At 72.0% G+C, this 15,324-nt stretch carries 11 protein-coding genes; 7 read left to right on the forward strand and 4 right to left on the reverse strand.

The annotated features are described in order from the left end of the window. Positions 1-47 precede the first annotated feature (47 nt). Both QSK45_RS00205 and QSK45_RS00210 read left to right on the forward strand, forming a co-directional pair. Positions 48-1,271 (forward strand): hypothetical protein, encoded by a 1,224-nt coding sequence (locus tag QSK45_RS00205; RefSeq protein ID WP_285551991.1) that lies wholly within the window; start codon positions 48-50, stop codon positions 1,269-1,271. Beyond that, complete coding sequence (locus QSK45_RS00210; protein ID WP_285551993.1) at positions 1,268-1,864, forward strand: hypothetical protein; 597 nt, start codon at positions 1,268-1,270, stop codon at positions 1,862-1,864. Before QSK45_RS00205 ends, QSK45_RS00210 begins: the two co-directional genes overlap by 4 nt. On the opposite strand, the gene QSK45_RS00215 is transcribed toward QSK45_RS00210, so the two are convergent. Beyond that, positions 1,822-3,924, reverse strand: a complete 2,103-nt coding sequence (locus QSK45_RS00215; protein ID WP_285551994.1) for a tetratricopeptide repeat protein — start codon at positions 3,922-3,924, stop codon at positions 1,822-1,824. The genes QSK45_RS00210 and QSK45_RS00215 overlap by 43 nt on opposite strands. Before the next feature lie 181 nt (positions 3,925-4,105). Between QSK45_RS00215 and QSK45_RS00220 the strand changes: the two genes are divergently transcribed. Beyond that, positions 4,106-4,537: a hypothetical protein gene (locus tag QSK45_RS00220; protein WP_285551995.1), complete on the forward strand. Its 432-nt coding sequence runs from the start codon at positions 4,106-4,108 to the stop codon at positions 4,535-4,537. 161 nt (positions 4,538-4,698) lie between these two features. Beyond that, on the forward strand, positions 4,699-5,487 hold the full coding sequence (locus QSK45_RS00225; protein WP_285551997.1) for a COG4705 family protein: 789 nt from the start codon (positions 4,699-4,701) through the stop codon (positions 5,485-5,487). Between the two features lie 80 nt (positions 5,488-5,567). On the opposite strand, the gene QSK45_RS00230 is transcribed toward QSK45_RS00225, so the two are convergent. The 3 genes from QSK45_RS00230 to QSK45_RS00240 form a co-directional block, all read right to left on the reverse strand. After that, a complete protein-coding gene (locus QSK45_RS00230; RefSeq protein ID WP_285551998.1) occupies positions 5,568-6,209 on the reverse strand; it encodes a chaplin in 642 nt (213 codons plus the stop codon). Positions 6,210-6,460: 251 nt separating this feature from the next. After that, positions 6,461-7,711 carry an IPT/TIG domain-containing protein gene (locus tag QSK45_RS00235; RefSeq protein ID WP_490993487.1) on the reverse strand — a complete coding sequence of 417 codons (1,251 nt, stop codon included), beginning with the start codon at positions 7,709-7,711 and terminating at the stop codon, positions 6,461-6,463. 129 nt (positions 7,712-7,840) lie between these two features. Then, positions 7,841-8,689: an IPT/TIG domain-containing protein gene (locus QSK45_RS00240; protein WP_285551999.1), complete on the reverse strand. Its 849-nt coding sequence runs from the start codon at positions 8,687-8,689 to the stop codon at positions 7,841-7,843. A gap of 401 nt (positions 8,690-9,090) precedes the next feature. Here QSK45_RS00240 and QSK45_RS00245 point away from each other — a divergent pair, with 401 nt between their 5' ends. The 3 genes from QSK45_RS00245 to fxsT all read left to right on the forward strand — a co-directional run bounded on the left by QSK45_RS00245 (position 9,091) and on the right by fxsT (position 15,255). After that, positions 9,091-9,399: a trypco2 family protein gene (locus QSK45_RS00245; RefSeq protein ID WP_285552000.1), complete on the forward strand. Its 309-nt coding sequence runs from the start codon at positions 9,091-9,093 to the stop codon at positions 9,397-9,399. Between the two features lie 168 nt (positions 9,400-9,567). Next, positions 9,568-11,013 (forward strand): VMAP-C domain-containing protein, encoded by a 1,446-nt coding sequence (locus QSK45_RS00250; protein ID WP_285552006.1) that lies wholly within the window; start codon positions 9,568-9,570, stop codon positions 11,011-11,013. A gap of 273 nt (positions 11,014-11,286) precedes the next feature. After that, entirely contained in the window at positions 11,287-15,255 is a 3,969-nt protein-coding gene (gene fxsT, locus QSK45_RS00255; RefSeq protein ID WP_285552008.1) for an FxSxx-COOH system tetratricopeptide repeat protein, read from the forward strand. Positions 15,256-15,324 lie beyond the last annotated feature (69 nt).

The raw sequence follows: 15,324 nt of genomic DNA on the forward strand, positions 1-15,324 counted from the left end.
GGAGCAACGGCCCGCAGGGGGCCACTCGGGAGAGACGGGGGTACAGCATGTCGGCGTTGGGTTCACAGGCGGATCCGTCGGCCACCGGCCGGGAATGGCGGACGCTGGTCGACCGCAAGACGGTCCTGACCGTCGCACACACGCTCACCTACGCGAAACGACTGGTCGACATCCTGTCGCTGGTGGAGGACGACTTCCGGGTCCAGGTGGCGTTCACCGCGCCGCCGCACGTCTTCGGCGACGAGGTGCCGCGGTTCCTGCGGCGGCTCGGCTGCGCGGTGCTGCCGTGGGAGGAAGCCGCGCGCCTGCCCTTCGACGTCGCGGTGGCGGCGGGCCCCAGGGGCGTCGAGCGGCTCTCGGCGCCCCTGATCACGCTGCCGCACGGCGCCGCCTACCTCAAACTCGTTCCCTCGGCCACCGAACCCGGGGTCGCCGGACTGCGCCGGCAGGACGTCGCGCCCGGCGGGAAGTTGCCCGCCGCCGTGGTCATGCCGCACCGCGCCGACCTCGCGGAGCTGGCCCGCCACTGCCCCGAGGCGGTACCGCTCGCCCATGTGGTCGGGGATCCGGTGTACGACCGGATGTCGGTCAGCCTGCCGCTGCGCGACCACTATCGCGCGGCCCTCGGGCTGCGGGAGTCGGAGAAGCTGGTGGTCGTCGCGTCCACCTGGGGCGCGCGGTCCTCCTTCGGCCGGTTCGAGGCGCTGCTGCCCCGGCTGCTGGCCGAACTGCCCGGCGAGCGGTACCGCTGCGTCGTCCTGGCCCACCCGAACGTGTGGTCCGGCCACGGCGCCTGGCAGGTCAGGTCCTGGCTGAAGCGCTGCGCCCGGCTGGGCATCTGCCTGCTGCCGCCCGAGGCGGAGTGGCGCAGTGTGCTGATCGCCGCGGACTGGATCATCGGCGACCACGGGTCGGTCACCCTGTACGGCACGCTCACCCAGGCACCGATCCTGCTGGCGTCGTCACCGGCGCAGGACATCAACCCCGCCTCCCCGGCCGCCGCGCTCGCCCTCACGGCACCGGCGCTGTCCCCGGTGCACCCGCTGGTCGACCAACTCCACTACGCCGCCGCCGAGTACCGGCGCGAGGAGTACGCGGCGATCAGCGCGCGCATCACCTCCGAACCGGGGCGGTTCCACCGCAACATGCGGCGGCTGCTGTACCGGACCCTCGGGCTCGGGCAGCCCGCCCATGCGCCGGTCACCGCTGCGCTGCCGACGCCGGCGCCGTTGAGCGCCCGGCCGACGGCGGGGCAGGAGGTGCCGGCATGAGCGGCCTGGTCGTCGTACGGCTGCTGCCCGCGGACGGAGAGGCGTTCGGTGCCGCTCCGTGGGCGGGTCCGGTGCTGCGGGTACGCATGGGGTCGGCGGGGTCCGGTGCGGAGGTGATCGCCGAGGCCGGTCGAGTCCGGTCCGGGTCACGGGCGGTGCCGGAGGGCGACGAACACTACGCCGTGAACGCCGAGGCGGCCCTGGAGAACCGCCGGCTGGCCTGCGCCGACGTGCTGTACGCGGTGCGGCCACGGCCCCTGGCCGCGGCGGCGCACTGGCTGACCCGGGTGGCGGCCCGCCATCCGTCGTGCGCGCTCGCCGCGGCGCCCGTGACCGGCGGCGGCTGGCTGGCCCTGACGGGCTCGGCCGGTGGTGGCGGGAACGGCGGCGGTCCGCGGGTCGTGGCCGGCGCGGTCGGCCCCGACCAGCCGCTGCTGGCGTCCTGTCTGCACGCGTGGCTGGTCCGGGGGCGCTCACTTGCGGAACTGGAGTACGTACGGCCCCTGCGGCAGGGCACCGGGGGCGGTCCGACGGCGGCCGGCGCGTGCGCTCACTCCAGGCGGCGCGCGTCGGCGGGGCTGGTGACCTCGTAGAGTGAGCGCGCCTCGGCGAGGTACGCGCGGGCCTCGTCGCCGTCGCCCTGTTCCTGTGCGCTCCGCCCCAGCATCTCCAGGGTGCGGGCCTGCCAGTGCAGGGCGCCGGAGGCTCGGAACGCCGCCAGTGCCTCGGTCAACTCCGCCATGCCCAGAGCGTGTTGCCCGCCCTGGGCATGGGCCCGGCCGAGGAAGGCCAGGGCCCGGGTGGCGTCGTGCGGGTCGGCCACCTCGACGAGGATCCGCCGGGCCTGTTCGAAGAGCGGGACCGCCCGGACCGGATCGTCCCGGCGCAGGGCGGTCTCGCCGAGCAGGATGCCGGCGAGCGCCACGCCCCGGCGATAGCCGCACTCCTCCCAGACCCGCACGGCGAGGTTCAGGTGCCGCACCGCCTCGTCCGTGCGGCCTCCGGCCATGTGGCAGGAGCCGAGACCGAGTTGGGCCTGCCCCTCGTCACGGACGTCACCGGCGGCGCGGGCGGCTTCCAGGGACCGGGTGTACCAGACGGCGGCCTCCTCGGTGCGCCCCGCGGCGGAGAGGCCGATGGCGCCGGAGTTGAGCATCTGGCGTTCGGCCTCGGCGTGCCCGTCGGCGCGCGCGGCCTCCAGACCGATGGTGTGGGCCTCGGCCCACAGGTCGTAGTAGCGCAGCCGGAGGAACAACGGCCACATGGCGTCGACCAGTTGCCAGGCGGTGGTGTGCCAGCCCCGCCCGGCGGCCGCGCGCAGCAGGGCCATCAGGTGGTGGCGGTGGGCGTCGAGCCAGTCCAGCGCCCCCTTCTCGGTGTCGAACGGCGCGGGCGGCGAGGACGGATGGGCGTAGGTCCTCGGGAGGGTCAGCTGGGCCGGGGTGATGAGACGTTCGGCAGCGGTGGTCGTCCGCAGGTACCAGTCGGCGACACGGCGCAGCGCCTCGGCCCGGTCGTCCTCGCCGTCGTGGGACTCGGCGCGGGCGCGGGCGTGGACCCGGACGAGATCATGGAAGCGGAAGGTGTCGGGGCCGATGTCCTCGACCAGGTTGGCCTCGATCAGCTCGTCCAGCCGGCGTTCCGCCCACTGCTCGCTCTCGGCGCAGCCCGCGGCCGCCGTGCGGGTGTCGAAGGTGGGCACGGGAAGCGTGCCCAGCATGCGGTAGAGACGGGCGGCCCGCGGGTCCAGCACCGCGTACGACGCGTCCAGGGCCTTGCTCACCGTGATCTCCCCTTCCACTTCCAGTGCGGCCAGCCGGTCGGTGTCCGGCGCGAGGGAACTGGCCAGGGCGGCGATGGACTGCCGGGGGCGTGCGGCGAGGCGGGCCGCCGCCAGGCACACCGCCAGGGGGACGCCGGCGCACAGCTCCACGACCTGTTCCACGGCGGGGAGTTCACCCGCCACGCGTTCCTCGCCCACCCCGCGCGTGAGCAGCTCCAGGCCGGCGGCGGGGCCGAGCGCGTCCAGCCGGAAGAACGCCGCCCCGTCCAGGCGCAGTCCGGTCAGCCGCCGTCTGCTGGTCACGACCACGAGGGCGCCGGAGCCCCCGGGCAGCAACGGCCGGATCTGCGCCGCCGTGAAGGCGCTGTCCAACATGACGGCGACGCGCATCCGGGCCGTCACCGACCGCCACAGCGAGGCCTGTTCGGCCAGCCCGACGGGCGGGGAGGCGACACCGAGGGCCCGCAGGAACTGCCCGAGGACCTCGGCCGGGTCCGCGGGGCCCTCCGCCGCGTGGCCGTACAGGTCGGCGTACAACTGACCGTCGGGGAAGGCCGCTTCATGGGTGTGCAGCCAGCGGGAGACCAGGGCGGTCTTGCCGATCCCGGCCGGACCGTTGACCACGATCAGCGCGGGCCCGGCCTGCGCGTCGCCCTCACCGGCCAACAAGTCGTCGAGTCGCGCGAGTTCGGCTGTGCGGTCGGTGAAATGATGGGGTACTGGGAGGAGTTGCCGGGGAACGGGTAACGACTCCTTCGCCGGCATGTGGACGTGGACGTCACGGGCCTGGACCACCGGGCCCGCGAAGGTGCCGCTCGAAATGCTGTTCCCGACTCCGCCGTCCCGCCCGGCCTCTCCCGTCGCTCCCATCCGTTTCTCCCCCGCCCGTTGTCCTATTCACCGGTCACCCAGCTCTGCCCTGACACGGCACGCCGTATTCGGCACGGGGAACATTCCGGCCATGGCGGCATCCCGTGGCGCTCTTGAAGACGGCGCGTCCACCCCGCACAGTGGAGGGGTTGGACGAACGGGACGGGGGAGGATGTCGCACATGGATCCGGTATCGGTGGGGCTGCTGACGGCTCTGGCGGGAGGGGCCGGCGGGGAGCTGGGCCGGCAGGCGTGGACGGGGCTCGGGGAGCTGGTGCGGCGTCCGTTCCGGCGTGCCGGAGCGCCGGACGGGGCGCGTGTGCCGGACGGACCGGGAGATGCGGACGGGTCCGGAGAGGCGGAGCTGGCCAGGCTGGCCCGGGACCCGGGCGACGCGGCGGCCGCGCGGGCGTTGAGCGCCGTGCTGGCGGTGCGGGCCGCGGCCGACGCGGAGTTCGGGGAGCGGCTGCGGCGGTGGGGCGAGTCCGCCCGGCGGGTCTCCCTCACGAGCGGGGACGTCCACAACTCCATCTCGGGCGGCACGTTCTCGGCGCCGGTCATCCAGGGGCGCGACGTCACGGCCACCTTCGGCACACCCTCGGCCGACGGCTGATCGCCACCGGTCGGGCACCGCTGCCGACCAGGGGTTTTCCACCGTAGGTCACAGGTTGCCTGCGGATTCGGCAAGAGCCGGGCAACGGCTGCGCCAGAGGCCACAAAACAATGGCAAAGGGGGCTGGGAGCCGGTCTGCCGCGCGTGCGAGGGTGCGTGACATGAGCACAGAGCACGTCCTCGACCACCGGCCCGACGGGCACATACGCGCGCGCGTACGCGAGAGCGCGAGCAAGGTGCCGGAGGTCACCGTCTACTTCTGGATCGTCAAGGTCCTCACCACCGGCATGGGCGAGACCGCCTCCGACCTCCTGGCGCGGGTGCTGGGCCCGATTCCCGCGGTCGGCCTCGGCGGCCTCGCGTTCGTCGCCGCCCTCGTGCTGCAGTTCGCCGTCCGCCGGTACGTGGCCTGGATCTACTGGACGGCCATCGTCATGGTGAGCGTGTTCGGCACGATGGCCGCGGACGTGCTCCACGTGGGCCTCGGTGTGCCGTACACCCTGTCCACGCCGCTCTTCCTCGTCGCGCTGGCCGCGGTCTTCGCCCTCTGGTACGCCGCCGAGCGGACCCTGTCGATCCACACCGTGCGCACCCGCCGGCGGGAGTCCTTCTACTGGGCGGCCGTGCTCGCCACCTTCGCCCTGGGCACCGCGGCGGGCGACCTCACCGCGACCGTCGGCCTCGGATACCTGGGCTCGGTCGTCCTGTTCGCGGTCGCCATCGCGGTCCCGGCCCTCGCCCACCGCGGCGGCCTCCTCGGCGCGGTGACCGCCTTCTGGGCGGCGTACGTCATCACGCGCCCGCTCGGCGCCTCGCTCGCGGACTGGATGGCCGAACCGACCGGGCGCGGGGGCCTCGGCTGGGGGCTGGGCCCGGTCACCCTGTCGTGGACCGTGGCGATCGTCGCGTTCGTGGCGTTCTTGGCGGTGTCGCGGCGGGACAGCAGGTGACGGGTCGCCAGGACCGGTGACGGAGCAGGCCCCGTGGGACACGTCCCACGGGGCCTGCCCGCTGTCGCGGCGGCTGGGGGTCAGCGCGTCGCTCCCGCGCGGAAGCGCCGGTACAGGGCCGCGCCGCCGACCAGCGAGGCCGCGCCGGCGAAGGCGGCCGTGAGCGTGCCGTCGGCGCCGGTGTGGGCAAGGGTGCCCGGCGGCTGGTGGACGGCCGCGGACGGCTCCGGCACCGGGCGCGTGGGCGGCACGTGCGGCCGGGCCGGGTGCTCGGCGCGCGGCGGGGTGCCGCGCGGGGGCGTCACCGGCTGCGTGGCGTGGGTGCTCGACGTGTTCTCGGAGTGGTTGCCGAAGACGGGGTTGAGGAGCCCCACCACGTTGACGCTGTCGCCGCTGACGTTGACCGGCAGGTCGATCGGCAGGTGGATGCCGTTGCCGGACACGGCGCCCGGTGAGCCCTTCTCCGCCGAGGCGGCCGTGGCCCCGCCCCCGGTCTTGGTGCCGCCTCCGGTGTTGGCGCAGCTGTTGCCCATCGCGGGGTTGAGCAGCCCCACCACGTCCACGGTGTCCCCGCACACGTTCACCGGGACGTGTACGGGGAGCTGGATCCCGTTGCCGGAGATCAGCCCCGGCGAGCCGACCGCGGCGCCGTCCGCCGTGGAGTCGGCGTACACCGGCCCCGCCACAGCGATCGCACCCGAGGCGGCCGCGAGGGCGATCACACCGTTTCGGGTAACCCGTTTCATAGGTTCCCTGCCTTCCAGACTTGATCGCGGGCACTCGCCCGCACGGAGGTAAACGGCGGGAAAAACCGGTGAGTTATGGCTTGTCAATCTTTCGGCCGGTATATGCCACGAACGCTGTCCTCCGCGGGCTCGGCTGTTGATGTCTTGTCGCACGAGGACCACCACCGCGGCGAGGCCGGGCGGGGCGGCGGTGCTGCCTGCTCGGTCCGGTTACACGGGGGAGCGCTTCAGGGCTCGTACGTGAAGGAGAGGCCGTTGCTGGTCCCGCCCGGTGAGTGCACGGTGACGGTGAGGGTCCCCGCCGGTCCGGCCGGAGAGGTGGCGACGACCTGGTCGTCGGAGATCGGGGCGAAGGAGGCCGCCGGGCCGGCCCCGAAGGAGACGTCGTCGATGAAGGTGAGACCGCTCCCGGAGATGAGGACACCGGTTCCCCCGGAGGTCGGTCCGTGGTCGGGGGCGATGCTGGTGATATGCGGGACCGGAACATAGATGTAGTAGGGGTTGCCCTGGTCGGACGGGCTGCTGCCACCCGGTGTGGTGACGGTGACGACGACCGTTCCGGTCCCCGGGGGAGCGGTGACCGTGATCTCGTTGTCCGAGGTCACGGCGAGGTTTGTGCCGGTGCCGGGGCCGAACGTGACCGAGTTGGTCAGCGACAGGTCAGTGCCGTAGATCGTGACGGTGTTCCCCCCTGCCACCGGCCCCAGGCCGGGGTCGACGCTGTTGACGACCGGCGCGGGGACATACGTGTAGCCGACCGCGTTACTGACACCGTTCGCGGTGGTCACCCTGACATCGACCAACCCCGCCGCATGCTGCGGCGCCACAGCAGTGATCTGACCATCACCATCCACCGTGAACACAGCCGCCACACCACCGAACGAAACCAACGTCGCACCACTGAACGCCGAACCCGAGACAACCACCGCGTTCCCACCCGCAGTCGGACCCTCAACAGGAACAAGACCCGTGATGTGAGGGGCAGGAACGGAGACGTACGTATAGCCGACCACGTTGCTGGTGCCCCTCGGAGTGGTCACGGTGACGTCGACCGAACCCGCCGCGTGTTGCGGCGCGGTGACGGTGATCTGACCATCACTGTCCACCCTGTAGACAGCCGCCGCACCACCGAACGAGACCCTCGTCGCACCGGTGAACGCGGAGCCCGAGACGACCACCGCGTTCCCACCCGCCGTGGAACCCTGAACGGGAGCGAGGGCCGTGATTTGAGGGGCGGGAGTGGAGACGTACGTGTAGACGAGGCCGTTGCTGATGCCCCCCGGTGTCGACACCGTGACCGTGACCGGCCGTGTCCCCGGCGGCGCGATGGCGGTGATCTGCGTGCTGCTCACGACGCTGAAGGACGCCGACGTCGTCCCGAACCGCACCGACGTCGCGCCCGTGAGAGCCGTGCCGGTGATGGTGACCGGATTCCCGCCCGTGGTAGGGCCCTGGTCGGAATTGAGGGCGCTGATCACCGGAGTCATGGAGGGCCCTTTCGTGTGTGCCGACTGCGGTGCGCCCCGGCCGGAGCCGGGGCACGGTGACCGGCACGGCCCTGTAGAGGTGAAGTACCGGAGAACCATCGGGAGTGCGGGGAGTCGTGGTCAGGTGACAGTGAGCGTGGCCGACCCGGCCTCCACGTTCGTACCTCCCGGAGTGGTGACCGCGATCCAGTAGGTTCCCGCGGCGAGAGCGGGCGCAGTGATCAGGATCTCTCCGTCGCCGATGGGCACGAGGTCGGTGCCGGGCGTCCCGCCGGTGGTGGTGCCCGTGAGGAAGAACTCCACGCCGCTGGCCTCGCCCAGGAAGTTGCCGGTCACATCGACCGAGCGGGGCAGGTCGACGGCCGCGCTCGTGGCGGGGTTCGCGGCTGTCGGGGCGGGAGGGTTGTAGTAGGTGAACTGGGCGTTGCTGGTCACGGGGCTGGTGCCACCGAGGTTGGTGACGGTGACGTCCACCGTCTCGGTGGCCGTCACGAAGGTGCCTCCGGTCGGGGGGATGCAGGTGATCAGGGTGTCCCCTGTCACGGAGAAGCCCGTCGTGCCCGGGTTGCTGGTGCCGAAGCTGACGTCCGTCGCCGACGCTCCCGCGAAGCCGGTCCCGATGATGTTCGTCGGCGTCGTGGGGGTGACGATCCCGGTGGTGACGCTCAGCGAATCGCACACCGGGGCGGCGATGTCGTAGAAGGTCAGGCTGTTGCTGCTTGAGTTGGTGCTCGGGATGGTCACCGAGACCCTGTACACGCCGGCGCCGGTCAGGGTCGGGACGGTGGTGGTGACCGTGGTGGCGGTGGCGACGGTGCCGTTGACCACGATCGTCTCCGACGCGGCGGCGAAGTTCACCCTCACGGTGGAGCCGACCGCGGTGAAGCCACTGCCGGTGATCGTCAGAGCGTCCCCGGTCCCGCCCCGGTTGCCGTCGGTTGCCGTGTTGACTGCGGTGATGCTGGCCATACTGCGTTCCTCTTCTCAGCGGGTCCTTGAGCCGCGGCACAAGCCGGCGCCAGGAGTGCCGAGGCGTCAGCTGAAGGATCCGTCTCCCCACCAGGGTGCCCGTCACGACGTCGCGAGCTGGGGCCGTACGGTCCCAGTCGGCTGCCTCGCTCCCCAGCGGAGGGATGGGCGGCCCAACTGGTTGGTACTTGCAGTACGCCAGCAGGGTGACCGTGAATCAAGAGGAGGTGACGCGGCATCACCCGTATGGCCCTGCGTACGAACCGCGTGCGGCACCGGCGACGCCTCCCGGTGAGCGACGGGGAGCGGCACCGGCTCCGTTCGGATCGAAACCAGGGGTCTCGGCGGACTGACGCCCTTTCACCCTGCGTCGGACCGCCCTCCCCCGATAGGATCGACAGGTGATCGAACTGGCTGAAATGATCAGTGAGTTGGGCCAGGAGCTGAACGACGCCCTGACCCGGGGCCCGTCCGGTGTCGTGCGGTTCGAGCTCGGGCCCGTCGAGGTCGAGGCGGACGTCGTGGTGAGCCGCAAGGGCGGCGCGAACGGCAAGGTGCGGTTCTGGGTGGTCGAGGCGGGCGCCGAGGGCGGAGTGGAGTCCTCGCGCACCCATCGGATCCGCCTCACCCTGCACCCGGAGCTGGTCGCCCCGGACGGGACACACGTGAAGGTGCTGATCTCGGGGGAGGAAGAAGAGGGAGAACGCTGACACAGGCGCCGAGGCGGTACGGTCGCCGCGCTGTCCCAACACCCTGACGTGGGGGGACGGGTGGTCGTACGCTGGTCGGCACCGTCAGTGGGAACGGACGGCGACAGGTGGCGATCGGAGGTCACGGGGGTGGAAGGGCGGAACCCAGCGCGGGTACGCAACGAGTTGGTGGCCAAAGTCGTCGACGTGCTCCAGGGATCGGCCACCCTGCGGCACCCGACCAGTGCCGAGCTGCTGGTGACCATGCTGAGCCAGGAACTGGGCACGTCCGTCGAGCCGTTGCAGAACAGGGCGCTGCGCCCGTATCTGCTGCAGCTCGTGGAGGTGTGCGCGCGGATCCCCGACGGGCTGCCCTGCCTGGTGCGCTGCCTCGGTTATGTGGAGGAGCAGTCCGTCACCGTGCTGGCGCTGCACCGCCTGGTGGACGAGTGGGAGGCGGTCGACTTCTTCGACGGCGCCGATCTGCACCCGCTGCGCCCCGACCTGATGGAACTGCGCTCCGCGGCCACGCTGGCCGCGATGGCGCGCCGGGCCAGCCGCTCGCGCACCCAGGAGCTGCCCGCCTGGTGCGACACGGGCTGGGCGGTGTTCTTACGCCTGGCCGGCGGCAATTCGGCGGCGCGGGAGCTGCCCGTGAGCATGGCGTTCCTGTCGCTGGCCGCCGACCAACTGGTCGAGGACGGGCTGCGCGAGGCCGCCGAGCGGCTGCGCCGCTGGAACCGCGGGCAGGCCCGCACGTGGGGCTTCGAGGACCAGATGGCGGAGTGGCAGCGCGACAGCCTCACCGATCAGCCGGCCTCGCTGATGCCCGCCTATCTGATGATCCAGTTCGAGCCGGACGGCGTCGACCCCGACCGGTACTACCTCTCGCACTGGCGCCAGTCGGACGCCGACAGCTGGCACCCGGTGCCGGGCGAGACACTCCATCTGCACCGCGACGACCTGCCGGCCGAGGTGGACACGCTCATCGAGCAGACCGAGGAGCGCTGGTCGGACCTGCGGCAACCGGTCGTACTGGAATTCATCCTTCCGTGGGAGCTGCTGGGGGAACCCGTCGAGTGGTGGCACAAAGAGGCGGACTCCGACTCGCCCACCCCCCTGGTGATGGACTACACGGTCCTCGTGCGCAGTTTCGAACGCCTGCGCAAGGCCGCGTGGCACCGCCCCTGGCACAACAAGTGGCGCCAGTTCAAGGAGCGTCCGGCGGAGACGCACTCGTACTGGAACCGCCCCGGCCACTCGCACTTCCATCTGGAGCGGGAGCTGAAGGAGGACGAGCAGGCCGTCTGTCTGGTGCTCAGCGAGCCGCCGGGCACGGACTCGGCCACCAGCCGCCAGGAGTATCTGGCCGGGCTGAGGGCGGGTGTTCCGGCCATGATCTGGCACCGCGGCGACTGCGCGGATCCCGCCTTCAAGGAGGCGGTGGCCGAGATCGTGCAGGACCGGGGGCTGGCCGGGCTGCTGGAGCGGACCGGACGTTGGCGCAAGGAGGCACTGGCCATGGGGCCGGAGGGGTGGGACAACCATGTGGGGCGCCATCTGGCGATCCTGCTCGACGATCCGGAGCGCAAGCCGGAGCCGCCGGGGCCCGCTCTCACGCCGGTGAAGCCGTGAGGCGGCCGGCCGGGTCCGTGTGTCCACCAACCGTCCTCGAGAGGTGAGTGGGGGTGCCCGACATGCACCGGCGTGATTCCACCGGCCCGCGTCCGCTCCGAATCCGCCACCCTGCTTCCGCCATGCTGCGCCGTACACCGCCCGCGTGCTTCCGTGCGTCCTTGCTTCGGGGGTGGTCGCGCTGCGAGGCTTGGTTCGTGGATGTCACGCATGCCTGGAGTCTGCGGGACTCCACCGCCCTCTCACCGTCACTACGGCGCCTTGAGAGCACCCATGCACGATGACGACGAACAGCGACCGGCGAAGGCCGAGCGGGCCCGCCGGGAGGCCGCCCGCGTGCTGAGCCGCCTCGGCCGGGCGGCCGGGCGGCACCCCGTGGAGGCGGTGCTCGTCGTCGACGCGCATCCCACGATGCGGGTGTGGGACGGCCCGGTCGGGGGCGATCTCGTCGACGAGCTGGAGCGGGCCGGCCAGTTCACCCGGGTGCGGGTGGTGCGGCTGCTGGGGACCGACGAGACGACTCCGGCGCAGGTGCGCGCCGAGGAGCCGCTCGGCTCGGCCGCGGGCGCGCGCCGGGTGGTACTGGTGCTGACCGACGGCATCGCCACCGGCTGGCGCCTGGGCACCGTGCATCCGCTGCTGCGCGAATGGGGGCGCGCGCACCCGGTCGCCGTGGTGCACCTGCTGCCCCCGCATCTGTGGTTCCGCACCGGGCTCGACGTGTACCGGATGCGCATCCGCTCCCCGCGTCCGTGGACCCCCAACAGCGCCTGGCGCTGGGCGGAGCGCGAGGCTCCGGCCGGTGCGCAGGACATCGGGGAGGCCGGCGCCGAGGCGGAGGCGGCCGTCCCCGTCGTCGTCCCCGTGCTGGCGCTGTCCGAGCGGTGGGCGGCCGCGCTGATCCGGCTGGTGTCGGGTGCCGAGCCGCAATGGCTGGACCTGTCCGCCGTACAGGCGCGGGAGTGGAAGAGCAGGCCCGACGCGGCGCGTGCGCTGCCCTGGGCGCAGGACGTGCCCGACCCGTACAGCCCGGTGCCCGCGGCCGAACGCGTCTCCGATTTCCGGGCGGCGGCCAGCCCCACCGCCTTCACGCTGGCGACCCGGCTGGCCGCCGCGCCGCTGAGCCTGCCCGTCATCCGGGCGCTCGTCGCGGCCACCCCGGACGCGGCCCCGGTGCACGTCTCCGAGCTGTTGATGAGCGGTCTGGTGCGGACCGTACCGGCGCAGGGTGACGGGCCCACGGACGTGGTGTTCGACTTCGCGCCCGATGTCCGCGAGGAGCTGCTGGCGCTGGGGCGCCGCAGCGCGACCGCGCGGGTGCTGTACGACGTCCGGGGGTTATTGGCCGGGGACGAGGCGACCCGTTCCCTGCTGCCGTCTCCCGACGAACCGCTGGACACGCTGGCGATGCCCAGCGTCACCAGCCGCAACATCACCTTCTTCCGGGTGGAGCTGACCGCGCTGCGCGCCCTGTCCGGGCGGTACGACCAGCGCGCCGCGATGTTGGCCAAGGTGCTGAGCTGGCACGATCGGCGCTACGCAGTCAGCCTGGAAAAGTTCAGCCTGGAAAAGATGCGACGCACATCCACGGGATCCGCGCCGCCCGCCTCGGCCTCCGATGCGGACGGACCCGCCGCCGAGCCGGAATCCCGGACCGTTTCCGAAGGAGCCTCATCGATGCCGACACCGCCTCAGGAGACCGTGGAGGGAGAGCGCACCACACAGCCGCGCGTCTGGGGGAACCTGCCGCCGCGCAACCCCAACTTCACCGGTCGCAGCGGGTTGCTGGAGCTGCTCGACCAGCGGCTGCGGGAGGGCACCACCACGGTGCTGCCGGAGGCGATCCACGGCATGGGCGGCGTCGGCAAGACCCAGCTCGCGATCGAGTACGCCTACCGGCACCAGTCCGAGTACGACATCGTGTGGTGGATCCCCTCCGAGCGGCCCGGCCAGATCGGCCAGGCCCTGGTGGAACTGGCCCAGCGGCTGGGCCTGGTGACCACCACCGAGGCCAACATCGCGGGCCCCGCCGTCCGCGAGGCGCTGCGCGAGGGCCGGCCGTACTCGCGCTGGCTGCTCATCTTCGACAACGCCGACAACCCCGAGCAGGTGCGCCACTACTTCCCGCAGGGCGGCCACGGCACCATCCTCGTCACCTCCCGCAACCGGCGCTGGGGGCAGGTGGGCGGCTCCCTCGAGGTGGACGTCTTCACCCGTGAGGAGAGCAAGGAGCTGCTGCGCCGTTCGGGACCGCCGCTGCGCGAGGAGGAGGCCGACGCGCTGGCCGAGGCGCTCGGCGATCTGCCGCTGGCCCTCGAACAGGCCGCGGCCTGGCGGGCCGAGACAGGGATGCCGGCGTCCGAGTACCTGCGGCTGTTCGAGAACAAGCGCATGGAACTGCTGGAGGTGGCCCCGCCGCCGGACTACCAGCTCCCGGTCGCCGCCGCGTGGAACGTGTCCCTCGACCACCTGGAGACCCGCAGCCCCGCGGCCCTGCGCCTGCTCCAGCTGTGCTCCTACTTCGCGCCCGACCCGATCTCCCGCTCGATCTTCTCCGGCCTCGGCAACAGCAGCATCTTCCCTGAGCTGGACGCCGCGCTGAACGACCCGATGCGGCTCGCCCGCGCCATAAGAGAGGTCAACCGGTACTCGCTCGCGCGGATCGACCACCGGACGAACTCCATCGAGATGCACCGCCTGGTCCAGCTGGTCCTCAACAACCGTATGTCGCCCGAGGAGCAGGCGCGGATGCGGCACGGGGCGCACACCCTGCTGGCGGCCGCGGACCCCAAAACGCCGTCCGAGCCCACGAGTTGGCCGCGATACGCGGAGCTGTACAGTCATGCCATCGCCGCTGACGCGATCCGGTCCGACCAGCCCTGGGTACGGCAACTGGTCAGCAACATCGCCAAGTACCTGTACTGGTGGGGCGATCACGAGGTGGCGCTCGACTTCTCCGAGCAGGCATGGAAGTCCTGGCTGGACATCTTCGGCGAGGAGGACCAGCAGACCCTCCTGATGGGGCAGTGGCTCTGCTTCATGTACTGGGTGGTGGGCCGGTTCGACGACGCGGCGCGGCTGGTGAACCACCTCAGGGAGGTGTACGAGCGCACCGCGCCGGCGGACGGCGAGGACACACGGGAAGACGCGATCGACACACTCCAACTGGAGGCGGCCGTAAAGCGTGTGGAGGGCAGGTTCGCGGCCGGCGCCGAGCTGGACCGGATCGCGTACGACCGAGCGCACCGCGCCTTCGGCGAGGACGACCCGACCACACTCAGCGTCTCGCACAATCTCTGTGTGAGCCTGCGCCTGATGGGCGACTTCAACGGCGCACTCGAACTGGACCGGCAGGTCCTGGCCCTGAAACTGCGGCTCTTCGGACGGGAGGACCGGCGGACCCTGCACTCCGAGCACCACGTCGCCATCGACACCCGCGAGACCGGGGACTACATCGGAGCGCTCACTCTTCAGGAGTCCGTGCTCAACGCCTACGAGAACGTGTTCGGCCCGAACAACCCGGCCACGGTCGAGGCCAAGCGCCAGCTCAGCGAAGCATCCCGCAAGGCGGGTGACCACGTCCGATCGCTGGAGCTGGCCACCGAGGCACACGCCCACTTCACCCGCCGTTACGGCGAGACCCACCCCCAGTCGCTCGCCTCCGCGCTGGCCCTGTCGATCGCGCTGCGCCAGAACGGCGACCTCCAGGCGGCACGGACGAGGGGTCTCGCAGCGTGCGAGGGCTACCGGCAGATCTACGACCCGCACCACCCGCACGTCCTGTCCGCGGATGTCGACCTCGCCGTCACCCTGCGGCTGCTCGGCCGGCCCGAGGAGGCACGACGCCTGGACGAGGCCGCGCTCCGCTCGCTCACCGACCGGCTTGGCGCGGCGCATCCCCTGTCCCTGGTCTGCGCCATCAACCTGGCCAGTGACCTGGCCGCCCTGAGCCACCACGAGGAGGCGCGGCGTCGCGGCGAGGAGACACTGGTCCTGTGCCGGGAGTCCTTCGGCGAGGACCATCCGACCACGCTGGCCTGCGCCGCCAACCTGTCCCTCGACCTCGACGCGACCGGTGCCGAGGCCGATTGCAGGGCGCTGCGCGAGGACACCCTGATCCGCATGGAGCGCGTCCTCGACGCCCCGCGCCTCCAGGCGGACTCGGGGACCCGGCACCCGGCGACCGTGCAGTTCCGGGAGCGGGAGCGGGCCAACTGCGACATCGATCCATTGCCGCTGTAACGGGGAGTGGGGGCTCTGTCCTGCCGCAGGCCCCCACATCAGCGTGTTCCGGATCAGAGTGTCCCGGCG

Origin of the sequence: Streptomyces hygroscopicus subsp. hygroscopicus (assembly GCF_030269125.1) — a bacterium.
GTDB classification, from domain to species: domain Bacteria; phylum Actinomycetota; class Actinomycetes; order Streptomycetales; family Streptomycetaceae; genus Streptomyces; species Streptomyces hygroscopicus_C.